Below are 21854 nucleotides of genomic sequence, written 5' to 3'. Positions count from 1 at the left end.
ACACCACCCCCCTTTTAATGATATGTATTCTCATTAAGCTTATTTCTCTTTAATTGATCGTTAGTTATTATGTACTACTATCTCTGCTTTTTTGATCTGTGACAGTTCAGGGTGCGGAATGTGGGATCAATCACTTCATCTGTCATGGGGTTAACGTCTGTAAGTAAGCCAGATCATTAGCACTGGTAGAATTGCCAATAACACTGCTACCATTGCCCAAGCGAGGATGCTGGAACTATTAGCTAACCGCAGCGCCAATGGTAGCCATATAATGACTAACACAAAAATAATGCCTAGCGCTATTGGTAAATAGTTTTGTTCTAAGGGAGGTTGAACAACGTGCCAACTTTTTCCTTTCCAGCGCCAAGCACGCTTATAAGGATAAGTTGTAGATAGTTGTTCTAATACATATCCATTTTCTTCTACTACAAAAATCTGCTGACAGCGATCGCATCCAAAGGCTTCTGTCAGCGTGATAGGAATTAACTGTCCCTTGCGACGACAAGGACAAGCGTATTCCGTGTTTAGGTCGATTTTATCTGGTTTTTGAGGTTGCACAAGCGAGGTAAATAACTTGAGCGGTTTTCTTACATTATTCCCTACTTTTTCCAAAAATCAGTATGAGGAAACCCAAAATTACTCCTAGAAGCTGAAGTAGCCCAGAAAGTTATTAACAATCCCAACCCAAAAATCCATCACATACCAATTTGATAAAAACGGAAAATCATTTGGTTTTATTTTCATATAATAACCTAAACTAGAAAGCGGGTAACGCGATTCGAACGCGCGACATCAACCTTGGCAAGGTTGCGCTCTACCACTGAGCTATACCCGCAACTCATCAATAATCTTATTATTCCAGATTTATTCTTGTTTGTCAACCCCTAAATTAAAAAATTTTTTTCCGGTGCAATTGGTCAGTGGTCATTAGTTTTTAGTGAAAAAAAAATTACTTATTACCCATTACCTATTACCCAATACCCATTACCTAACTAACTTGCTAAATTCGGGCGTAATTGACGCATGAGACTGGCCATTTCTATGGCATTCATGGCATATTCCCAACCGTGATTACTTTTAATTCCCGCCCGTTCTAGAGCTTGCTGCATGGTATCCGTTGTCAAAATCCCAAAAATCACTGGTACTCCCGTTTGGAAACTAGCCGCAGCAATGCCTTTAGAAACTTCAGCAGATACATAATCAAAATGTGGCGTTTGTCCTTTGATGACTGCACCAAGACAAATTATGGCATCATAACGGCCAGACATTGCTAATTGACGGGCTACATTGGGAACTTCAAAACTACCAGGAACCCATACATAGTCTACTTGCTCCCCTTCTGGGTCAGGATTGATACCGTGACGTTTTAAGCAGTCTTTACATCCTTCCACTAGTTTCAGGGTGACAAGATCATTAAAGCGGGCGATAATCAATGCAAAGCGCAAAGACTCGGTTTGCTGAAAATTTCCTTCAAAAACTGCCATAATGCCTCTGAATCAATATTACAATAGGTACTTAACCAATATACTTTTCTGCTTTCAAAATATAAGAGCAGGAAAGCACAATCAGGAAAAAGTCGGCTAGAAAAAGAACATTTAAGAGCATTTTTTCTATTTTTACCTTTTGTATTGGCTTTTCTGCTCCTCTGATTTGTATGGTATATGTTAGTTGATAGTTAAAGCAGTTAATTAAACTACAAAGAAGTTTAATATAGCAACTAACACAACTAAAGCCGCCCAAATTCCAGATCCAACCCAGAGCAGTTTTTTAGATTCTACCCAGTTTTGAGGAGTGGCGTAAACAACGGGTACACCAATCACAAGCACGAAAGAGAACAAGACTAGTGATATTAAAGCAATTTGAAATACTGTGGTCATTTTGTTTTTCCCAACATAACGAAATCTTAGTTTACCCCAGGTGTGCTGCTGTTTATAGTCTGAGTGGTTTTCAGCGAACCTTCTGAACTCACAAGGCATCACCTGATCAATTAATATTTTACGTCGGGTTTGTAACAGTTGGTCATGTCTAATTTTCCAATCTGTTTTTTCTTGGGAAAATTGGCCACTGCTCATTAGACATTGGGAAAATGATTAAGATGGAAATTATATTCCTTGTTCCCTGTTAAGAGTCCCCTGTCACTTTTAACTCACTTTTAAATATATGGATTTAATTCTTTGTCATACAACTGCTGACTTTGACGCTTTGGGGGCAGCGGTAGGGTTGACTTGTCTGCAACCGGGGAGTAAAATCGTCCTCACTGGGGGCGCTCATCCTCCTGTCAGGGATTTTTTGGCACTACACCGTGATGAGTATCCGTTAATTGAAAGACGTTCAGTAATTCCTGAGAAAATTCGTTCTTTAACGATTGTAGATACTCAAAAGCGCGATCGCCTGGGTAAAGCAGCTATCTGGTTTGATTTAGCTAATGTGGAAAAGATCATCATTTATGATCATCATCTCGAACAGGAGGGAGATATTCCCTCTACTGAATCATACATTGAAGAAGTAGGGGCTACAACCACTTTAATGGTAGAAAGATTACAAAAAAGCAATATCTCTTTAAATTCCGCGCAAGCGACGGTAATGGCTTTGGGTATTCATGTGGATACAGGTTCATTAACTTATAAACAATCTACAGCCAGAGATGCTTTAGCATTAGGTTGGTTAATGCAGCAAGGAGCAAATTTATCAGTTATTTCTACTTATCGAGATCCTGGTTTATCACCACAATTACAACAGTTATTAAGTCAAGCTTTGGAAAACTTAGAATATCTTTGTTTGCGGGGATATACTATTGCTTGGGTGACAATAAAAACAGATAGTTTTGTCCCGGGTTTATCCGGTTTAGCTTCAGAAATAATTGATTTAACAGAAACCGATGCTGTACTGTTAGCAAATGAATATCCTTTAAGTGAAGAAGATTGGCGATTAACAGTAATTGGGAGAACACAAATTCCCCAAACAAATCTTAATCAATTATTTACATCTTATGGTGGTGGTGGACATTCCCAAGCAGCATCTTTAAACCTCCGAACTACAGATTCCCAAGCAATTTTACAACAATTATTAGATGGATTAAAAGGGCAAATTCCCCACCCTCCTATAGCCAGAGATCTAATGTCTTCTCCAGTAAGAACAATTCGCCCGGAAACTACTATAGCCGAAGCACAAAGGATTTTATTACGTTATGGACATTCAGGTTTATCTGTAGTTAATAACCAAGATTTATTAATTGGAATTATTTCCCGACGTGATTTAGATATTGCTTTACATCATGGATTTAGTCATGCACCAGTTAAAGGTTATATGACAAGTAATTTAAAAACAATTACTCCTGATACTTCTTTACCGGAAATTGAGTCTTTAATGGTAACTTATGATATTGGCAGATTACCAGTATTGGAGCAAGGGCAATTAGTTGGTATTGTCACCCGCACCGATGTTTTAAGAGAACTGCATCAATTAACAATTCAAAATCCCCAATCCCAAATCCAAAGCTATGATCAGAATTTGCGACTCAATTATGAATTAGAAAAACGTCTTACTCCTCAACTGTGGGAATTACTTAATATCGCTTCTCAAGAAGCAGAAAAACGAGGCTGGCATCTTTATTTAGTTGGTGGTGCAGTGCGAGATTTACTATTATCAGAAACAGAAAATCGCACTTTAATGATTAATGATATTGATTTAGTAGTTGATGGTTTTCATAAAACAGCAAATGTCGGTGCCGGGGTAGAACTAGCTAAAGCCTTACAGCACATTTATGAAAATGCGAGATTAGAAATTCATGGTGCTTTTCAAACTGCGGCTTTATTATGGCATAAAGATATATTATTAGATTCATTATGGGTAGATATTGCCACAGCCAGAACCGAGTTTTATCCTTATCCAGCAGCAAATCCAGAAGTTGAAGCTAGTTCCATTCGTCAAGATTTATATCGGCGAGATTTTACAATTAATGCTATGGCTTTGCGGTTAACTTCTCCTCGTGCTGGTGAATTATTAGATTTTTTTGGTGGTTTTATAGACTTAAAAAATCAGCAAATTAGAATTTTACACGCTAATAGTTTTATTGAAGATCCGACGCGGATTTATCGCGGGGTGCGGTTTGCGGTACGGTTTGGATTTTCTGTAGAACCCCAAACAGAAACTTATATTCGTTATGCTATAAATAGTGGAGTTTATAATCGTACTAGTCAAGAAAATAGTAAAACTCCGGCTTTGCAAACTCGACTAAAAACTGAATTAAAGTATATTTTGGCAGCACATTATTGGCAATCAGCTTTAGAATTACTTAATAATTTAGGGGCTTTACAATGTATTCATCCTACGCTAAAATTAGATCGAGAACTTAACCGACAATTAAATTTATTAAACCACTGTTTAAGGAAATTTGACAAAAAACAAACTTTAATACATTGGCAAATGCGTCTGGAGGTATTAATAGCTTATTTAAAACCAGAATATCGGGAAAAAGTTGCTAAAAATCTCCAATTAGCTGATGACAGTATTAGCAGATTAGAGAAATTATCTCAAATTCAACCTGAGGTAATGAGATTATTACCCACTTTTCAAAAACCTAGTCAAACTGTATATTTACTCAAAAAATATGATTTACAAACTTTGATTTTAATCGCTTTACAAAGTCCCCAGAAAATTAGAAGAAGAATTTGGCAATATTTAACAACTTGGGGAAATATTCAACCGCTGTTAAATGGGAATGATTTAAAACAATTAGGTTATAAACCTAGTCCCCAATATAAGCAAATGCTTGATGATTTATTGACGGCGACTGTAGATGGTATAATTAAGGATAAAGCTCAAGCACAGGAATTTCTAGCCCAGCATTATCCTGGGTAATTAAAATTGAAAATATGAGGTTGATATGCAAGTTCAAACATCCAGCAAATATTACACTCCAGAAGAATATATAGAACTAGAGGAAAAATCAGAATTTAAAAATGAATATATACACGGGGAAATTATAGCTATGACTAGTGGAACTACAAATCATAATGAAATTGCAGGTAATTTTTATCTACATTTTAAATTAAAAATGCGGAATCAAAATTACAAGATTTATATGGGTGATGTTAAATTATGGCTACAACGTTATCAAATCTATACTTATCCAGATATTATGGTAATTCAAGGAGAACCAACATATCAAGGAACTGGAACTACTCAAGTAACAAATCCTTTAATGATTGTAGAAGTGTTATCTAAATCAACTATAAATTATGATAAAACTGACAAATTTAGATTTTATCGTTCTCTTCCTGAATTGAAAGAATATATTATGATTAACCAATATGAATATTTTATTGAACAATTTGCTAAAAATGCAGAAGGACAATGGGTATTAACTGAATATGAATCAGTCAATGATATATTGTCTTTAAAATCAATAGATTTTCAAATTCCTTTTAGCGATATTTATGAAGGTGTAAATTTCCAGTAGTTGGGTTGAGGAACGAAACCCAACATTATTAAACCTGATTATTAAATTTCATCAGGATCTATATTTAATTCCCGCAACTTTGCTGCTAAACGTTCTGCGGTTTCTTCAGGGGTAAAAACTAGCTTTCCTTCTGGTGTGAAATACCGCAATAATCCCTCATGAATTCCCAAATATAAATCTAATTGTTCACTCCATAAATGTCCTTTTTCATTTGCTTCTAGAGGTTGATATTTTCCATCTAATAAATGAAAACCTGCAAATTCTAGTGTATAAGGATCAAACCAAAAATAATCCGGGGTGCGGAAAGTATTTTGGTAAAGTTCTTTTTTATATTCTTTATCTGTATTAACTGTAGTTGGTGAAAGAATCTCTAAAATTACATTGGGATATTTGCCGTCTTCATTCCAAACTACCCAACTTTTCCGGGTTTTGCGTTCTGTTCCTAGCACAACAAAGAAATCTGGACCTCGGAAATATTCTGATTTTTTCTGATTAGGACTATAGTAAATGGTGAGATTTCCCGCAGCATAGAAATCATATCTATCTTTCCACAACCATTCTAGACATTTGAAAAGGAGAATTATTTGTCTTAAATGTAGTTCTGTTTCCACGGGAGGTTCATCACTATACAAATCACTGGGGGGAAAAATCACATCTTGAGAGATGTTTTCTTTAAGTTCTAATTCTTGAGTAATCATCATGATGTGATACCAAGTAGTTACCCGTCTATTATATCATTGCCTAGGTTGGATTGACTTATGTTACCCAACATTATTAAACCTGATTATAAAAGATTGTGTCGGGTTGCGCTATCGCTTAACCCAACCTACCTTTCTACTACCTTTCTAAACTACGAGGATCAAGTGCGTCTCGCAAACCATCACCTAAAACATTGAAAGATAAAACAGTGATAATAATTAGGATTGCTGGTGGTATAATCAGCCAAGGTTGTAATACTAAAATAGAAGCATTACTAGCTAAAGAAAGCATATTTCCCCAAGAAGGATCTGGTTGTTGAATCCCCAAACCAATCAAACTTAATACAGCTTCTGCACCAATAAAACTAGGAATTGTCAAAGTAGCAGAAATAATAATATAAGTAGCAGTTTGCGGCAAAACATGACGAATGATAATATAAATTGGATTACCACCCATTACCTTAGCAGCTTGCACAAATTCGAGTTCTTTGATTGATAATACCTGTCCGCGAATTATTCTGGCTAAACCCGCCCAACTAATTACAGAAGTGATCAAGATAATTAATAAAAATCGCTGAGTGCTGGTTAATTTTGGACTCAAAATACTTGATAGTGCTACTAATAAATAAATACTGGGAAAGGTCATCAAAACTTCTGCTAAACGCATGATTATACTATCAATTAAACCACCAAAATAGCCAGAAATACCACCAATAAACAACGCCAATGGATAGGTGACAATGATGCCAAAAATGCCAATAAACATACTAATACGACCACCATGCAACAAGCGACTAAACTGGTCTCGTCCTTGTTCGTCTGTTCCCAAAATATTAAATTTTGCGTCACCAATAACGCCAAACAAATGCCAATTTAAGGAAATTCCAGGAATAATTATGATGTCTTGCCATTTTGGCGGTAGGGAAATACTCAATTTGAATAATTGGTACTCTGGTCCAGCAACAAATAAGCGTAATGGAGAAGGCTTTGTTTTGTCTACAATTATTTTTCTCTCTCCAGTTTCTAAATTAGTATCACCTTGTATTGTAGGATATATATGAGGTCCAATGAATTGCCCCGACTCAGATAGCCAATGAATGGGAGTAGGTGGGAGTAATGAACCATTGGCTTGTGAATCATAAGGGTTATAAGGAGCGATAAAATCAGCCGCAATCACTGCTAAATAGAAACATAATAGGACAATTGCCCCAGATCGTGCTAAAGGATTTTTGTTGAGTCGTTGCCACCAATTCATAGTTTTTGATGTAAAATTTGATGTTGATTGATGCTGATTATTTATTGATCAAAGTATATATCAATAAATTAGACAAAAAACTACAACTCTCTACAACTCTATATTTATGAACAATTTGCATCTCCACCGCGCCCAATTTCCCGCTTTAAGTAATAAAATTTATTTTAATTACGGAGGACAAGGACCAATGCCCCAAGTGGCTATGGATACTATTGCTCAATCTCAGGCACATATTCAAAATATCGGTCCTTTTGGCAGTGAAGCGTATAGTTGGATATCACCGCAAATACAAGCCAGTCGAGAAGCGATCGCTTCTTTATTGAATGTGCCAAGTGATACAATAACTCTCACAGGTAATGTTACCGTGGGTTGTAACATTGCCATGTGGGGTATTGATTGGCACGCTGGTGATCATCTATTGCTTTCCGACTGTGAACACCCTGGGGTCATAGCTACGGCTGGGGAAATTGCCCGCAGATTTGCGGTGGAAGTTACCACCTGTCCCTTAATGGCTACTTTAAACGAGGGAAATCCTAGCAGTATTATTGCTGATAATCTCCGTCCCCATACCCGCTTAGTAGTATTGAGTCATGTTTTGTGGAATACTGGTCAAGTTTTACCTATTGACAAAATTGTCGAAGTATGCAGAAGCAATAAATCCCTGTTATTGATAGACGCAGCCCAATCCGTGGGTGTTCTTCCCTTGGATTTAACCGCATTGGGTGTGGATTTTTACGCATTTACTGGTCATAAATGGTTATGCGGTCCTGCTGGTGTGGGTGGTTTATATGTCCGTCCCGAAGCAAGATCAAGCTTACATCCTACTTTTATTGGTTTAAATGGAGTTACTACTAATAGTCAAGCACAACCAACGGGTTGGCAACCGGATGGGCGCAGATATGAGGTTTCTACTTTATCAACTTCATTATATGTGGGTTTAAAAGCAGCAATTACAATTCATGAACGGTGGGGAACAGCAGAGGAAAGATATGAGAGAATTTGCCAAAATAGTCAATATCTTTGGCAAAAATTAAACTCTTTATCTGATGTCAAATGTTTAAAAAATTCCCCTCCAGAAAGTGGATTAGTTTCCTTTCAATTAAGTAATCAACCTAGTTTAAAATTAGTGCAATATCTAGAATCACAAAAGATTTTAACTAGAACAATTGCTAATCCTAATTGTATTCGTGTGAGTGTTCATTACCTAACATTAGAATCAGAAATTGATCAATTAATAACAGTGATCTCCAGTAGGTTGGGTTGAGGCTTTGGGAAACCCAACTTACACAGATTTTTTTTACCTTTTACCTTTCAAATCATGGAACGACCAATTATATATATAGCCATTACTAATCACGGTTTTGGTCATGCTACCCGCACAGCTTCTATAGCTAACACCATTCAAAAATTATGCCCGGAAGCGTTATTGATTTTAGTAACTACTGCACCTCGTTGGTTACTAGAATCCTATATAGAAGGTGATTTTATTTTACGTCAACGAGCGTTTGATTTAGGTGTGATTCAAGTTGATAGTTTGATCATGGATAAACCAGCGACTTTAGAAAAATTGCGAGAAATCAAGAAAAATCACAAATCCTTAATTGCTTCAGAAGTTAATTTTATTCGTCAAAATCGTGTTAGTTTGATTTTAGCAGATATTCCTTTTCTGGCTGCTGGATTTGCTGAAGCTGCGAATATTCCTTGCTGGATGATCAGTAACTTTGGTTGGGATTTAATTTATCGAGACTGGGGAGGAGAATTTACAGAAATTGCTGATTGGATTAGTAATTGGTACGCAAAATCTAACCGGTTATTTCGTCTTCCTTTCCATGAACCTATGTCAGCTTTTCCCAATATTACCGACGTAGGTTTAACAGGTGGTTCTCCCCGTTTTTCTATTGATGAATTACGCAGCAACTGGGGAATAAATACACCTCCAGAAAAAACCATTTTACTAACATTTGGTGGTTATGGTTTGCAACAAATTCCCTATACCAATATTAGCAAATTTCCCGATTGGCAATTTATTACGTTTGATTTTTTAGCCCCAGATTTACCGAACTTAATTAAAGTTACAAATCGTCAATATCGTCCCGTAGATTTTATGCCAATTTGTGGGAGAATTATCTCTAAACCCGGTTATGGGACATTTTCAGAAGCGACGCTTTTAGATGTACCAGTAGTAACTATACCCCGTGATGATTTTGCCGAAGCAGCTTTTATGTTAGCAGGAATTACTAATTATAATTATCATCAAATTATCACTGCATCGGAATTTTTTCAAAGTAATTGGGATTTTCTGTATCAGTTACCCCAACCACCAAAGCAAACACAAGTAATAAATAAAGATGGCAATGAAACAATAGCTAAAGCTGTGATAGATTATTTCTAAGTATTTAGATTTCCGAGTTCTTCTATAGCATATAGCGGCCTGGTTTTTACTCAAGTGTCAAATAATTGAGGATTTTAGGTGGGTATTACCCACCATTATGTTAAATTAGTAACTCATTAATCTTCGTGGTCATCAAAGGGATCATCTAATTCCTGGCTTGGGGGTCCAAAGGATGTATAAATTGCCATACCAGTGATAGCCACTAGTGCCGCACAAAAGGAAATCCCAAGCGCCGTAGCGGGTTCTAAGTCCATAAATTTAGTTACATATTATGAAAGCAATATTTATAGAATATTACAAAATTTAACTTAAATAACCTATCCGACTCCTCAATTTTGAGGTTTTGCCAATTTCATCTATAATGTCTTTATCAAATGCCAATAAAATTAAAAAAAGCTTTTGCAACTGATCTTAGGTGAATTATGGCACAACGGACTAGGTTAGGGGATGTTCTCAGACCCTTAAATGCTGAGTATGGTAAAGTATCCCCAGGTTGGGGAACGACACCTTTAATGGCTGTGTTTATGGGTTTATTTTTCGTATTTCTGCTCATTATCCTCCAAGTCTACAACAAGTCTCTGCTAATTCAAGATGTACTTGTTGATTGGCGTAGTTTAGGGGGCTAATAGTCATCCAGTTATTAAGCTAAAATGACAATCTACCCGGCTTGTCCGGGTTTTTGTTATTCATAAAAAATCTCGAAAAATAGCGATAAAATTAACCTATATAGCAAGAAGCCTTCTAGGTTTACAGGAGAGGAAGATGAATATATTTGGTATCGGTTTACCAGAAATGGCGGTAATTATGGTGGTAGCACTATTGATATTTGGTCCTAAGAAGTTACCAGAAATTGGCCGCAGTTTGGGGAAAACCATTCGCAGTTTCCAAGAAGCTTCTAATGACTTTCAAACCGAGTTCAAACGAGAAACCGAACAATTGAAAGAAACTGTACAAACAACCGCTGAACTAGAGCCTAAACACATTGAAGCCGGAAAACACCAGCAGGAAAATATACAAGGATGAAGGAGGGAGAAGTAAAACAACCGACTTTAGTAATTCCCCAGCTAATTGTCGGACTAGGAAACCCAGAGCCTAAATATGACCAAACTCGCCATAATATTGGTTTTGCAGCTATAGATAGTCTAGCACGTGCTTGGCAAATTTCTGTAGCCGAAAATCGCAAATTTCAAGGCGAGTTTGGTGAAGGTACTGCACCAGGTAGCGTTAAAATCCGCTTACTTAAACCATTAACCTATATGAATCGTTCAGGACAGTCCATACAAGCGGTAACGAACTGGTATAAATTACCCACTGAATCTGTATTAATCATTTATGATGATTTAGATTTACCCCTGGGAAAAACTCGTTTACGCTTGTCTGGTTCTGCGGGTGGACATAATGGTATGAAAAGTATTATTTCCCATTTGAATACTCAAAATTTCCCCCGGTTGCGAATTGGTATAGGTAAACCGAAAGGTGCTATAGACGGGGATAAGTCTGATACTGTTGCTCACGTTTTAGGGCGATTTTCTGCTGCTGAAAATAAAGTTATGTCTCAAGTTTTAAACTTTGTCGTTGATTGTGTAGAATTTAGTTTTAAACAGGGTGTAGAAAAGACGATGAATCTTTGCAATACTCAGAATTTTGAAGGTGTTGAATCTTGAGGAAAATGTAATATTAAAATGTAGTATCCCCGACTTCTAGTATTAATTTATCACTTATTAATATCAGCAGTTTCCGATATGATGAAGTACAGATATTAATTAATGATAAAAATCTTGTGGTGCGGGAATCTTACCCGCCAACAGTGTATCTCGTCCTTGTGGTAATACGCTGTAAAAGAAATTCAATCAACTACGGGTTAAAAATACGGGTTGAAAAAATTAAAGATCAAGAATGTAAAAATAGAAAAAACATCGAAAATTATCAACATGACCCCCTTACCCGATTATCGTCCCAAACAATTATCAGTAGGTCCACTAGAAGCAGAAATTCTCAGTATAGTGTGGGAATTAGGTTCAGCAACAGTTAAAGATGTACATGATCGCATTCTAGCAGATCCAGATCGTGAATTAGCTTATACCTCCGTTACTACCGTTCTCCGTCGTCTCACAGAAAAAGGCTGGTTAGCTTGTGATAAAGAAGGGAAAGCCTTTTATTGGCGGCCATTGTTAACTAAACAACAAGCAGAGGTGATTAAAGCTCATGATCAATTACAGCGATTTTTAGCAGTGGGAAATCCTGATATAATTGCGGCATTTGCTGATAGTCTAGATCAAGCTGCGACTGATCAAATAGAAGCGATCGCAAAACGCATTCAATCCGCGCGGGAAGCCAGAGGAGGAAAATAAATATGCATATACTCATGATTATCACCGCTGTTGCCGTTGCTTACTGGTTAAGATACTCTGGTAATATACCCCAAGGCAATTGGCATTTACGATGGCAAAAAACCCTATTTTTATTCCTTTTTCCCCCTTTACTGATCTTCATGACAGTTACCGCTGTAGTCTGCATGGGTACACAAGGGAAAATGGGTGGAATGTATACCAATCCTTTCAGTTATATCCTAGCATTGATTTTTCTAGGATTTTTTAACATCTTAGGGCTTAAACTTGTTTTAAGTGGCTGGAAAGCGATTAAATCCGCTCGTGAATGTCCCCAAGTGAATCTGAATGGTAAACAGGTCCGAATCCTACACACAGGGGCTTTATTTGCCGGACAAATTGGTTTTTGGCAACCGGAGTTAGTTGTCAGTAAAGGATTACTAGAAACTCTTTCCCCACTCCATCTGGAAAGCGTTTTAGCCCACGAACAAGGGCATTATCAATATAGAGATACGTTCTGGTTCTTTTGGCTGGGTTGGATGCGTTCCTGTACCGCATGGTTGCCCAATACAGAACCTTTATGGCAAGAGTTGTTAGTTTTACGTGAGTTACGGGCTGATAGTTACGCTGCATCTCAAGTAGATCCGTTGGTATTAGCAGAATCATTGTTATTAGTCGTGAGCAATAACCCAATCACATCCGATGTTTGCTGTGCTGCTTTAGGTGCTGGCGATCGCTTAGAACAAAGAATAGAAGCGTTATTAACACCATCTGAACCAACAGCGGAAACGCAATTGCAATCTTGGCATATTTTTCTCCTAGCTTTTCTTCCCTTAATTACAGTCGTATTTCATACCTAATCTACCTTGAGTTCTATAGACACAAGGACATCAAACCTTCAATACCAACTTAACAGGTAGAGATTAATTCCTAAAAAGTTGGTATTTTTCAGTGAAAAATACAAATTTTCTCTTGGTAATTGTGCTATATATCTTCATATCTTAACATTTAGTTAAAAATAAATTAGTAAATTTACCAATTAAATTGGTATTTACTATGATAATTTTAGTAAAAGTATATCGGGTATCAATTTCATGAGCAAAAAAACAAAGATAATAGTCTCAATTACTACCGCTTTAGCTACTTTATTACTGATAATTGGCTTCCCAAGTGTAATTCATTACCCCGCAGTTGCACAATCTAATACAAACCTACTCATATCTGCGGCCGCTAGTTTAAAAGAGGCATTGGCAGAAATCAAATCTCTTTACCAACAAAGTCAGGCCAACATCAATATTAGTTATAATTTCGGATCTTCTGGGGCATTACAGCAACAAATAGAACAAGGTGCGCCAGCGGATATTTTCATATCTGCCGCGAAAAAACAAGTAGATGCTTTAGAACAAAAAGGACTTGTAGTTGCTGGTACAAGGAATATCATCGCTAAAAATCGGCTAGTTTTGGTAGTACCTAAAAATGTTGTTGGTATCACCAGTTTCTACAATCTTAAAGATAGCAACGTCAAAAAAATCGCCATTGGTGAACCGAGAAGCGTACCCGCGGGACAATACGGACAACAAGTATTAGAAAAGTTAAAAATCTGGTCAGAAATTAAATCAAAACTGGTATTTGCTAACAACGTGCGTCAAGTTTTAGCATCTGTAGAAAGTGGTAATGCTGATGCAGGTTTAGTATATATAACTGATGCCAAAATCTCTAATCAGGTAAAAGTTGTAGTTACAGCAGATGAAAAATACCACTCTGCCATTATTTACCCATTAGTAGTTATTAAACGCAGTAAAAATGTTGATGCTGCTAAAGAATTTTCCCAATTTTTATCTAGTGATAAATCTAAGGCGGTATTTAAGAAATATGGGTTTATTCTACCTTGATCATAGATGAAATTTTAGATCCCAAACTTTTGTCCAGAAATCATCATTTATTCATAGGATTAAACAAACAAGTCAGGGATCTTACTCACGATTTATTAAACTACCTAAACCCTTAATTTTTAATATTCTTTAATGATTGAGAAATGCAGGAATACAGAAGGGTTTTTAATAGAAATTAAAATTTATACCGTTGATCTAAAAAACTATGCCACAGGACTTATCACCGCTTTGGATATCATTGAAAACGGCTTTACTCGCAACGTTTATCACCTTCTTTTTGGGTATATCTGCTGCTTATTGGATGTTGGGATATCGCGGTAAAGGTAAATCTTTAATTGAGGGTATATTTGTTGCACCGTTGATTCTACCACCTACAGTAGTTGGGTTTTTACTGCTGATATTCTTTGGTAAAAATGGTCCTGTTGGTAAACTTTTAGAAGCTTATGATACCACAATTGTTTTTACTTGGTATGGTGCTGCCATCGCTGCTACAGTAGTTTCATTCCCATTAATGTATAAAACTGCACTTGGCTCTTTTATGCAAATTGATGTTAATCTTCTGCGAGTAGCGAGAACCTTGGGTGCTAAGGAATTGACGATTTTTTGGCGCATTAGTTTACCCCTAGCATTTCCGGGCATTGTAGCTGCCACAACCTTAGCTTTTGCGAGGGCTTTGGGTGAATTTGGGGCAACTTTAATGTTAGCAGGTAATATTCCTGGACAAACACAAACGATGCCCATGGCCATATATTTTGCAGTAGAATCTGGGGCAATAAATGAAGCTTGGTTTTGGTCAATTGCCATGATGATTATTTCCCTTTCAAGTATTATTCTAGGTAATTTTTGGCAAGAATTTCAGGATAAACACAAACTCACAAAATCAGGAATAAAACCAATAGAATTAGAAAATAAATCCTCTTCTTTATTAATTGATACCTCCGTAGCTAGTTTGTTTTTAAATATCGAAAAAAGACTAGATAATTTTCATCTAAAAATTGCCTTTAATACCAATAATGAACCACTAGGATTATTGGGAGGTTCTGGTGCCGGAAAAAGCATGATTTTGCGTTGTCTAGCAGGCATAGAAACACCGACCAGAGGACAAATTATTCTAAATAATAGAGTATTATTTGACTCAGAAAATAAAATTAATATTCCCATTTATCAACGACAAATTGGATTTTTATTCCAAAATTATGCCTTATTTCCACATCTTACTGTAGCGGAAAATATTGCCTTTGGTATACCAAAATATATAGATACTAAAACAGAGGTAGAAAAGCAATTAATAGCCATGAAATTACAAGGATTTGGAAACCGCTATCCCCACCAACTTTCCGGGGGACAACAACAACGAGTAGCATTAGCTAGGGCTTTAGCAAGCAAGCCAGAAGCCTTACTTTTAGATGAGCCATTTTCTGCCCTTGATACCCATTTACGCAGTCAATTAGAACAACAAGTGACAGAAATCCTGGCTGATTATTCGGGAGTAACTTTGTTTGTTACTCATAATATGGAAGAGGCTTATCGTTTATGTCCTAATTTGTTAGTATTAGAAGGGGGAAAAGCAGCCCACTATGGTTCTAAATATGAGATTTTTCAACATCCTGCCAGTGTGAATGTTGCTCAAATTACTGGTTGTAAAAACTTTTCTCGTGCTAAAATATTAGCACACCGAAAACCCCAACAAATAGAAGCAATTGATTGGGGTTGTAATCTCCAACTTGGAGAAAATATTCCTTCAGAATTGTCTTATGTTGGTATTCGCGCTCATCATTTGGTTTTTACAAAAGATCCTCAACAAGTAAATACTTTCCCGTGTTATTTAGTTCGCACTAGTGAAACACCCCACAGAATGACGGTATTTCTCAAACTGCATTCTCCAGCTAATCATCCCCAGGATTATCATCTACAAGGGGAAATTTATAAAGAAAAATGGGTAAATATTCAAGATCAATCATTTCCCTGGTATGTGCAGTTAAATCCTTCGCAGTTAATTTTAATGGAGTAATTGAAGTAGTTGGACATCTCCGGTAAAGATTGTAGGTCACTAGATTTTGTGGTGCGGGCATCTTGCCCGCTAGAATCATACAAATTAAATGCAGTAGAGCTTAACTTAATTCTAGTAAACCTTGATAACCTGTAACAATGCGATTACCATCTTTGAGAATGTGGACTTCAATTTGATCACTAGCCCAGGTGATTTTATCTGCAAATTCTGGGTTAAAGATATTCACATTTTGATTACTAGAAGAAACCGGAGAATCAGGAGAATTAACTGCTAGAGATTTGACAAAAGGACCATCAATCAAAATATCTAATTCTGCTAACAATTCTTTTGCCCCAGGAGGGGCAGAATTAGATTGTAATTGCTGGAGTGTGAAACCAGTAAAAGACATAATATTTAAACCCGCTGCTTTTAACTTTTTGGCTAAAATCGTCAATGCCGGTGCTTGCCAAAATGGTTCACCACCAGAAAAAGTTACACCAGTATTCTGAGGATTTTTGAGAATACTTGCAGCTAAGGTATCAATAGCCACTAAATCATTAATCTCAAATGCCCAGGAGTCAGGATTAAAACAACCAGAACACTCACGGTTACAGCCTTGTACCCAGACAACAGCCCGACAACCGGGTCCATTAACTTCCGATTGGTCAACATAACCCATAATATTAAGATAGCCGGGGGGAATATCCGCGAGTCCTAGAGATGGGTTCATGGGCTTGGTTTCCATCTTTTGTCAACTCCTTTTCAACTTGTCCTATTACTTGCTAATATAGCGAGACTGCTCACTTTTGGCTTACCTACAAGGTTATTCTTCTTGGCGGCTGCCTATTGTTTGTTTGATAAAATACACTTATACGCAAGCCTTAAATAATGCTTATTACTATGCCCTACTTGCTAAAAAACTGATTCAAAAAAAATTTTCTCAAACCACTTGACAATTAGAAAAAAAGCAGGCATAATAGTTGAAGTGCAGGTCAAGGGACTGTAGTTCAATTGGTTAGAGCACCGCCCTGTCACGGCGGAAGTTGCGGGTTCGAGCCCCGTCAGTCCCGTTAAATCGAAACATACCAGTGATATTGGTAGAAGATGTAACTTACACCATTTTTCTAGCAGATGTGACACAAACATAATCTGTGGTGAAATTGATGAAAAATTACTTTAATTTTACTGTAATTTTAGATGAACGAGAATCCGCTTCGTTCTCTGGGGTATACTTGAGTCAGGTTTCGGTAATCATCCTAAGGATTCAGCTAGTTGAGTAAATCTTGAGCAAGATGCCCGACTTCTTTCTTTATTTAATCCTGTGAATAAATTATGATTTATGATTTATTGCCAGGAGTCGGGCATCTGAGTGCTACCATGGTATGCTGAATCCTCACTAATTACCGGCTAATTGCATTCAGATCCCAAGTATATAAACCAATTTGGTTGGGAACTCTCACAAATCGGCCTGTACGATGCCCCCTAGATAGTTCATTGAGAACCTTATTTTTCACCTCTCTGACTTCCTCCGTATCCAGATTTCCATAGATACCATTGAGTATCTCACTGACATTGAAAATTCGCCCTGCATTTTTTTCTAGAAATAGGGTAAGAGCATCAATTAAAAATTGACCATCAAATTGAGCCAACATCGGTACTGATTTCGTCTGGGGTTTGGCAAAATTTTTGTTGGTTTTGGTAGATTTAATGCTCTTAGATATCCCCTTAGCATGAATCGGACCTAGTGAATTTAAATCTAGGGTATAACAACCAGGTTCATTAGGAATACCTGACCAATAGCCACTTTCCCTTCCTTGAGTTAGAGATGATTGAACTCTACCTTTAACCACCTTGAAAATAGTAGACTCTAAATCACCATAAAGCGATCGCACAATAAAATCTATGTGGCACACAGTTCCAACATATTCTCGCATCAGCTTTTTCAGTGCTTCCATGCGAGTCATATTTCCATAGTGAGGAAGCATGGGAACTTCTTCCCCTTTTCCGACATAGTGACGACGCTCAAGAGAAAAATTATCCGAGTCCCTCACTTGTCCAAGGGAATGATCTGTTTTTAAAGAGTCTAAGGAAATTTCCGACTCTAGAGACTCCAAGCATTCGACATCAGAAGTGTGATGAGAAGAAAGCAGTAACAGTGAATCATCCTTAATAGCTTCAATTGGTTGATTGCCATTACCATAAGACCAAGTAGACAACAAAGATTCTACATGATCTAATTGCGATCGCGCTTCTATAAACAGACGTTGGTACTTTTGTACAAGATTCTGATAGTAATCTCGTAATTCCAACAATGGCGTAATAAATACATCAGGTGGTTGTAATTGTCCTGGAGAATTCATAGCAATTCACTCAATCTAAATTTGTATCGCTGCTGTAGGTCATGGGACGCGGTTTACTCGGTTCAGATACCTGAACTGATTTTTTCGGAGGTTGGGGAGGACGACAACTTTCGCAATATAAAGGACGTGTTCCGAAAGTTTCCCTCTTTGTAGCCTGATTACATTCTTTACAAACAAAGTTAAAAACTCGTGTATGAATCACTCTTTTGTGCGCTCTAACCGTATACTCTCTAACATCAACTACTTTTGTTGCCATAATTAGTAATTACCAATCCAAATCCTCTTTATAAAGCTATTCAAGCAAATAAAACTGTATCAGTGTGTGTTTTTCTAGAAGTTTGCCAAAAAATCACTAAATCCTATCCAAACCACGAACACAAACTACAATTTCTGATATATTAACAGTGAGTGAGATATATTTACTCATCTTGCACCTAACAATATAAAAAACAATATACAAAATAATCAAAAAATAATCTAGTACCAACTGGTTGCATTCATAACTAGTAGATGCAAGAGTGCTTTGTAGCATCTATCCTAAGAATTAATTATAGAATTAAAAACATACTTTCAGACATACTTTAAGAAAGTATATCCGATAATCCTCACAAAAAAAATGAAGGGTGAAAGGATCATAAAACCCTTTTACCCTTCTTAATTTAACCTACCTCCAGGCAATTAGCCAAGACGAACCTTCACAGCCTTTTGTCGTTCTGATTCGGCCTTAGGAATGGTAAGACGGAGAATACCATCTTTGTATTCCGCTCCCACTCTTTCATTGTCTACGACAGCGGGCAAAGCAATTACCCGTTTGAACTTGCCATAACGAAATTCTGAGCGAGTCATACCGCCCTCTTCCGTTGTAGTTTCTGACTTACGCTCACCGCTAATAGAAACCGATTCAGGAGCGACCTCAACATTAAGATCCTTCGGCTCGACACCTGGTATTTCTATTTTCAACCTCAAATCGCCATCAGTTTCCGCAATCTCAGCCGCAGGAATGAAAGTCAACCCTGCCCTTTCACCACCGTCCGTTGGCAATAATTGTTCAAACAAGCGATTCATTTGCCGCTGGAGAGCGCCCATTTCAGGGAATGGGTCCCAGCGTTCTATTTCCCGTAACGGATCCCAACGTACAAGTGTCATAGCTATCTCCTTAAAACTCACTATTTGACTTCTTGACTTGGTGAGACTGAATTTTAAGCTCTTGACTTGGTAAACAATAATATTACTGGCAAAACTTCTAACCTTTAACTTCCAAAAAGCCTAAGCTTTAGCCTCCCAACTCAATAGTAACACTGGAAAATAAATTGATTACAGTTCGGTTTTATAGATATTGTTATCGTAATTACCGTACTATTTAAATAGTAACTCTAAATTCGGAATCTCAAAGATAAATATAGAAATTTTTGCTATTTTTTTTGGACAAAAATATCTTAGATATGTGACTGTAAACATTGAATCACACTATTAAGTAAAGTAGTTTTAGCTGTATTGATAAAAAAGTGATCACCATCCATCATTTGTAATGAAAAATCAGCAGTAGTTTGTTCTTGCCATGCCGCAAGGGAATTATAACTAACTTCTCGGTCTTGTAAACCGCCAAAAGTATAAATAGGACAATCTAAAGCTGGTTGAGGATCGTAAATATAGGATTCTATCAGGGCAAAATCAGCGCGAATAATAGGCATAAAAAGCTGCATGAGTTCAGCATTTTCTAGCACTTCCTTGGGAGTCCCGTTTAAGCGATATATTTCCGCTAAAAAATCCGGATCTGATAATTTAGAAATCCGTGGTTTTTTCCATGGTAATTGAGGAGCGCGACGGGCGGCAACGAAAAGATGTAAAGGTTGAAAATTATATTCAGAACGTAGTAACCTGATTAACTCAAAACTAATTAATGCACCCATACTGTAACCGAAAAAAGCATAAGGTTTATCTAAATAGGGGATGATATTGGTGGCTATTTCTCGCACTAAAGGTTGAATTTCTGTGTATGCAGATGATTTAATTTGTCTTCCTCTACCAGGAATTTCTATAGGACATAATTCAATAGTTTTCGGTAAATCATCCGTCCAGGTACGAAAAACCGTCCTGTTACCACCAGCATAGGGTAGACAAAATAGGCGTAATTTGGCTTGGAGATTGGGTTTAGGGCAAGTTATCCAGGGGGTAAATATTGTTTTTGTGTTCATTGTGGGGTTTATCTGCGGCAATGGTGGTAGTTGATTATTATTTAATCTCAAATTTGCCTGTTTTGATGATGAAAATTAAATAACGAACCACAGAGGACACGGAGGACACGGAGGTTAGGAGGGAATGAGAGTTTAGAAGCTTTTCTGCGTAAGTCTTATTCAAAATCTTCTCAGACTCTCAGGGGAAATAATGTTAATTAATAATATTAATTAATAAAATTAATTAATATTATTTATGAGAATAATTAACTTTATTAAGGTAAATACTTAAGTAAATTAGTGATGACAATCACATAAATTTTGGAGACACTTGTTTTGTGAGAACAAAAAGCGGTGAATATTACTGAATATTACTATGGTTCACCAAGACTCTTTGTCTCAAACTCCAGAGAAGGTACAAGGTAAACAGAGAAAACGAAACTATGAATAAACAATTGATCAAAAGAATCTCTTTTTCATTACTTTCTGTGTTGGTGACATTTTTAATTACATTTAGTCATGCTGTTGCACAGGAAGTAACGTTTTATTGGGACTATATCAATGTTAATATTGATGTGCAAAATAACGGAGATATGTTAGTCACTGAAACGCAAAAATATGTGTTTAAATCAGATTATCCTAATCAACGATATCGCTATATTCCTTTGGATAAAGTTGATGAAATTAAGGATGTAACGGTTCAAGAAAATAATCAAATTATTCCTAGTGAAACCGGAATTGAAAATAATCAATTTTGGATTCGTTGGCAACATCAATTAAAACCACCAGAAACACATACTTTTGTTTTGAAATATCGTGTAGTTGGCGGACTGCATATTAATAATGAGAATACTCAAGTTTATTGGAAAGCCATTTTCGCTGACCGTAAAGCCACAATTCAATCGGCAAAAGTTCGGGTACAATTACCAAAAACTTTATCGGGTAAAGTCCAAGATTTTCAAAATTTTGGTATACCAGCTACAAGCCGTCAAGTAAATCCGAAAACATTTGAATTTGTAGCAAATCAGCCTATTCCACCGCAACAAGAACTAGAAGTTCAGGTGACATTCCCTAGCGCAATTCTGAATATTCCTCAACCCAATTGGCAACAAGGTGGCTTTGTTTTGAATTGGAATAACTTTATATTTCTGTGCTTTTTCGCATACATTGCCTTTGTTACCCACATTCCGCACCCTGAACTGTCACAGATCAAAAAAGCAGAGATAGTAGTACATAATAACTAACGATCAATTAAAGAGAAATAAGCTTAATGAGAATACATATCATTAAAAGGGGGGTGGTGTG

At 36.8% G+C, this 21854-nt stretch carries 23 protein-coding genes and 2 tRNA genes; 13 read left to right on the top strand and 12 right to left on the bottom strand.

What is annotated here, in order from left to right:
- Positions 1-150: 150 nt before the first annotated feature.
- The 4 genes from FFO06_RS18855 to psbZ form a co-directional block, all read right to left on the bottom strand.
- Positions 151-558, bottom strand: coding sequence for a hypothetical protein (locus FFO06_RS18855; RefSeq protein ID WP_137909406.1), 408 nt, complete (start codon positions 556-558; stop codon positions 151-153).
- A 205-nt stretch (positions 559-763) separates the two neighbouring features.
- Positions 764-835, bottom strand: a tRNA-Gly gene (locus tag FFO06_RS18850).
- Between the two features lie 157 nt (positions 836-992).
- Positions 993-1484, bottom strand: coding sequence for a 6,7-dimethyl-8-ribityllumazine synthase (ribH, locus tag FFO06_RS18845; RefSeq protein WP_028083222.1), 492 nt, complete (start codon positions 1482-1484; stop codon positions 993-995).
- Positions 1485-1688: 204 nt separating this feature from the next.
- Positions 1689-1877: a photosystem II reaction center protein PsbZ gene (psbZ, locus tag FFO06_RS18840; RefSeq protein WP_028083223.1), complete on the bottom strand. Its 189-nt coding sequence runs from the start codon at positions 1875-1877 to the stop codon at positions 1689-1691.
- Positions 1878-2160: 283 nt separating this feature from the next.
- Between psbZ and FFO06_RS18835 the strand changes: the two genes are divergently transcribed.
- Entirely contained in the window at positions 2161-4860 is a 2700-nt protein-coding gene (locus FFO06_RS18835; protein WP_137909405.1) for a CBS domain-containing protein, read from the top strand.
- A gap of 25 nt (positions 4861-4885) precedes the next feature.
- On the top strand, positions 4886-5461 hold the full coding sequence (locus FFO06_RS18830) for a Uma2 family endonuclease (protein WP_137909404.1): 576 nt from the start codon (positions 4886-4888) through the stop codon (positions 5459-5461).
- 41 nt (positions 5462-5502) lie between these two features.
- On the opposite strand, the gene FFO06_RS18825 is transcribed toward FFO06_RS18830, so the two are convergent.
- Together FFO06_RS18825 and FFO06_RS18820 are read right to left on the bottom strand one after the other, a co-directional pair.
- Positions 5503-6162 carry a Uma2 family endonuclease gene (locus FFO06_RS18825; RefSeq protein WP_137909403.1) on the bottom strand — a complete coding sequence of 220 codons (660 nt, stop codon included), beginning with the start codon at positions 6160-6162 and terminating at the stop codon, positions 5503-5505.
- 136 nt (positions 6163-6298) lie between these two features.
- Positions 6299-7414, bottom strand: coding sequence for an ABC transporter permease (locus tag FFO06_RS18820; protein ID WP_137909402.1), 1116 nt, complete (start codon positions 7412-7414; stop codon positions 6299-6301).
- 106 nt (positions 7415-7520) lie between these two features.
- Here FFO06_RS18820 and FFO06_RS18815 point away from each other — a divergent pair, with 106 nt between their 5' ends.
- Positions 7521-8678 (top strand): aminotransferase class V-fold PLP-dependent enzyme, encoded by a 1158-nt coding sequence (locus tag FFO06_RS18815; protein WP_137909401.1) that lies wholly within the window; start codon positions 7521-7523, stop codon positions 8676-8678.
- Between the two features lie 54 nt (positions 8679-8732).
- Positions 8733-9806 (top strand): glycosyl transferase, encoded by a 1074-nt coding sequence (locus FFO06_RS18810; RefSeq protein WP_137909400.1) that lies wholly within the window; start codon positions 8733-8735, stop codon positions 9804-9806.
- Between the two features lie 116 nt (positions 9807-9922).
- On the opposite strand, the gene psbN is transcribed toward FFO06_RS18810, so the two are convergent.
- Positions 9923-10060 (bottom strand): photosystem II reaction center protein PsbN, encoded by a 138-nt coding sequence (psbN, locus tag FFO06_RS18805; RefSeq protein ID WP_137909399.1) that lies wholly within the window; start codon positions 10058-10060, stop codon positions 9923-9925.
- Between the two features lie 168 nt (positions 10061-10228).
- On the opposite strand from psbN, the gene psbH reads away from it, so the two are divergent.
- From psbH to modB, 7 genes are all read left to right on the top strand, one after another.
- On the top strand, positions 10229-10432 hold the full coding sequence (psbH, locus tag FFO06_RS18800; RefSeq protein ID WP_028083230.1) for a photosystem II reaction center phosphoprotein PsbH: 204 nt from the start codon (positions 10229-10231) through the stop codon (positions 10430-10432).
- Positions 10433-10568: 136 nt separating this feature from the next.
- Entirely contained in the window at positions 10569-10829 is a 261-nt protein-coding gene (locus FFO06_RS18795) for a TatA/E family twin arginine-targeting protein translocase (RefSeq protein ID WP_137909398.1), read from the top strand.
- Complete coding sequence (gene pth, locus FFO06_RS18790) at positions 10826-11470, top strand: aminoacyl-tRNA hydrolase (RefSeq protein ID WP_137909397.1); 645 nt, start codon at positions 10826-10828, stop codon at positions 11468-11470. The genes FFO06_RS18795 and pth overlap by 4 nt, the downstream gene beginning before the upstream one ends.
- 267 nt (positions 11471-11737) lie before the next feature.
- A complete protein-coding gene (locus FFO06_RS18785) occupies positions 11738-12157 on the top strand; it encodes a BlaI/MecI/CopY family transcriptional regulator (RefSeq protein ID WP_137909396.1) in 420 nt (139 codons plus the stop codon).
- A 2-nt stretch (positions 12158-12159) separates the two neighbouring features.
- The gene (locus FFO06_RS18780; RefSeq protein ID WP_137909395.1) at positions 12160-12993 is read left to right on the top strand and encodes a M56 family metallopeptidase; all 834 of its coding nucleotides are present in this window, start codon (positions 12160-12162) and stop codon (positions 12991-12993) included.
- A 234-nt stretch (positions 12994-13227) separates the two neighbouring features.
- On the top strand, positions 13228-14025 hold the full coding sequence (gene modA, locus FFO06_RS18775; RefSeq protein ID WP_137909394.1) for a molybdate ABC transporter substrate-binding protein: 798 nt from the start codon (positions 13228-13230) through the stop codon (positions 14023-14025).
- 205 nt (positions 14026-14230) lie between these two features.
- Positions 14231-16036 (top strand): molybdate ABC transporter permease subunit, encoded by a 1806-nt coding sequence (gene modB / locus FFO06_RS18770; protein ID WP_137909393.1) that lies wholly within the window; start codon positions 14231-14233, stop codon positions 16034-16036.
- Between the two features lie 100 nt (positions 16037-16136).
- Here the strand turns inward: modB and FFO06_RS18765 are convergent, their stop codons facing one another.
- The gene (locus FFO06_RS18765; protein WP_137909392.1) at positions 16137-16760 is read right to left on the bottom strand and encodes a 4Fe-4S single cluster domain-containing protein; all 624 of its coding nucleotides are present in this window, start codon (positions 16758-16760) and stop codon (positions 16137-16139) included.
- A 251-nt stretch (positions 16761-17011) separates the two neighbouring features.
- On the opposite strand from FFO06_RS18765, the gene FFO06_RS18760 reads away from it, so the two are divergent.
- Positions 17012-17085, top strand: a tRNA-Asp gene (locus FFO06_RS18760).
- A gap of 330 nt (positions 17086-17415) precedes the next feature.
- Here the strand turns inward: FFO06_RS18760 and FFO06_RS18755 are convergent.
- The 4 genes from FFO06_RS18755 to FFO06_RS18740 form a co-directional block, all read right to left on the bottom strand.
- The gene (locus FFO06_RS18755) at positions 17416-18375 is read right to left on the bottom strand and encodes a hypothetical protein (protein WP_137909391.1); all 960 of its coding nucleotides are present in this window, start codon (positions 18373-18375) and stop codon (positions 17416-17418) included.
- A gap of 10 nt (positions 18376-18385) precedes the next feature.
- Positions 18386-18631: a hypothetical protein gene (locus FFO06_RS18750; protein WP_071604802.1), complete on the bottom strand. Its 246-nt coding sequence runs from the start codon at positions 18629-18631 to the stop codon at positions 18386-18388.
- Positions 18632-19053: 422 nt separating this feature from the next.
- On the bottom strand, positions 19054-19521 hold the full coding sequence (locus FFO06_RS18745) for an Hsp20/alpha crystallin family protein (RefSeq protein WP_137909390.1): 468 nt from the start codon (positions 19519-19521) through the stop codon (positions 19054-19056).
- A gap of 290 nt (positions 19522-19811) precedes the next feature.
- On the bottom strand, positions 19812-20570 hold the full coding sequence (locus tag FFO06_RS18740) for a thioesterase II family protein (protein ID WP_137909389.1): 759 nt from the start codon (positions 20568-20570) through the stop codon (positions 19812-19814).
- A 422-nt stretch (positions 20571-20992) separates the two neighbouring features.
- Here FFO06_RS18740 and FFO06_RS18735 point away from each other — a divergent pair, with 422 nt between their 5' ends.
- Positions 20993-21793, top strand: a complete 801-nt coding sequence (locus FFO06_RS18735) for a DUF2207 domain-containing protein (RefSeq protein ID WP_137909388.1) — start codon at positions 20993-20995, stop codon at positions 21791-21793.
- Positions 21794-21854: the final 61 nt, after the last annotated feature.

Origin of the sequence: Dolichospermum planctonicum, assembly GCF_005402965.1 — a bacterium.
GTDB lineage: Bacteria > Cyanobacteriota > Cyanobacteriia > Cyanobacteriales > Nostocaceae > Dolichospermum > Dolichospermum planctonicum.
This window is presented reverse-complemented; position numbering and strand designations above follow the sequence as displayed.

Excerpts from the sequence above, each read along its gene's own strand:
- FFO06_RS18835 (WP_137909405.1), top strand. The coding sequence starts at position 2,161 with ATGGATTTAATTCTTTGTCATACAACTGCTGACTTTGACGCTTTGGGG.
- psbH (WP_028083230.1), top strand. The coding sequence starts at position 10,229 with ATGGCACAACGGACTAGGTTAGGGGATGTTCTCAGACCCTTAAATGCT.
- modB (WP_137909393.1), top strand. The coding sequence starts at position 14,231 with ATGCCACAGGACTTATCACCGCTTTGGATATCATTGAAAACGGCTTTA.
- FFO06_RS18740 (WP_137909389.1), bottom strand. The coding sequence starts at position 20,570 with ATGAACACAAAAACAATATTTACCCCCTGGATAACTTGCCCTAAACCC.
- FFO06_RS18795 (WP_137909398.1), top strand. The coding sequence starts at position 10,569 with ATGAATATATTTGGTATCGGTTTACCAGAAATGGCGGTAATTATGGTG.
- pth (WP_137909397.1), top strand. The coding sequence starts at position 10,826 with ATGAAGGAGGGAGAAGTAAAACAACCGACTTTAGTAATTCCCCAGCTA.
- FFO06_RS18785 (WP_137909396.1), top strand. The coding sequence starts at position 11,738 with ATGACCCCCTTACCCGATTATCGTCCCAAACAATTATCAGTAGGTCCA.
- FFO06_RS18755 (WP_137909391.1), bottom strand. The coding sequence starts at position 18,375 with ATGAATTCTCCAGGACAATTACAACCACCTGATGTATTTATTACGCCA.
- FFO06_RS18820 (WP_137909402.1), bottom strand. The coding sequence starts at position 7,414 with ATGAATTGGTGGCAACGACTCAACAAAAATCCTTTAGCACGATCTGGG.
- FFO06_RS18810 (WP_137909400.1), top strand. The coding sequence starts at position 8,733 with ATGGAACGACCAATTATATATATAGCCATTACTAATCACGGTTTTGGT.
- FFO06_RS18815 (WP_137909401.1), top strand. The coding sequence starts at position 7,521 with ATGAACAATTTGCATCTCCACCGCGCCCAATTTCCCGCTTTAAGTAAT.
- ribH (WP_028083222.1), bottom strand. The coding sequence starts at position 1,484 with ATGGCAGTTTTTGAAGGAAATTTTCAGCAAACCGAGTCTTTGCGCTTT.
- psbZ (WP_028083223.1), bottom strand. The coding sequence starts at position 1,877 with ATGACCACAGTATTTCAAATTGCTTTAATATCACTAGTCTTGTTCTCT.
- FFO06_RS18745 (WP_137909390.1), bottom strand. The coding sequence starts at position 19,521 with ATGACACTTGTACGTTGGGATCCGTTACGGGAAATAGAACGCTGGGAC.
- modA (WP_137909394.1), top strand. The coding sequence starts at position 13,228 with ATGAGCAAAAAAACAAAGATAATAGTCTCAATTACTACCGCTTTAGCT.
- FFO06_RS18830 (WP_137909404.1), top strand. The coding sequence starts at position 4,886 with ATGCAAGTTCAAACATCCAGCAAATATTACACTCCAGAAGAATATATA.
- FFO06_RS18735 (WP_137909388.1), top strand. The coding sequence starts at position 20,993 with ATGAATAAACAATTGATCAAAAGAATCTCTTTTTCATTACTTTCTGTG.
- FFO06_RS18825 (WP_137909403.1), bottom strand. The coding sequence starts at position 6,162 with ATGATGATTACTCAAGAATTAGAACTTAAAGAAAACATCTCTCAAGAT.
- FFO06_RS18765 (WP_137909392.1), bottom strand. The coding sequence starts at position 16,760 with ATGGAAACCAAGCCCATGAACCCATCTCTAGGACTCGCGGATATTCCC.
- FFO06_RS18750 (WP_071604802.1), bottom strand. The coding sequence starts at position 18,631 with ATGGCAACAAAAGTAGTTGATGTTAGAGAGTATACGGTTAGAGCGCAC.
- FFO06_RS18780 (WP_137909395.1), top strand. The coding sequence starts at position 12,160 with ATGCATATACTCATGATTATCACCGCTGTTGCCGTTGCTTACTGGTTA.
- psbN (WP_137909399.1), bottom strand. The coding sequence starts at position 10,060 with ATGGACTTAGAACCCGCTACGGCGCTTGGGATTTCCTTTTGTGCGGCA.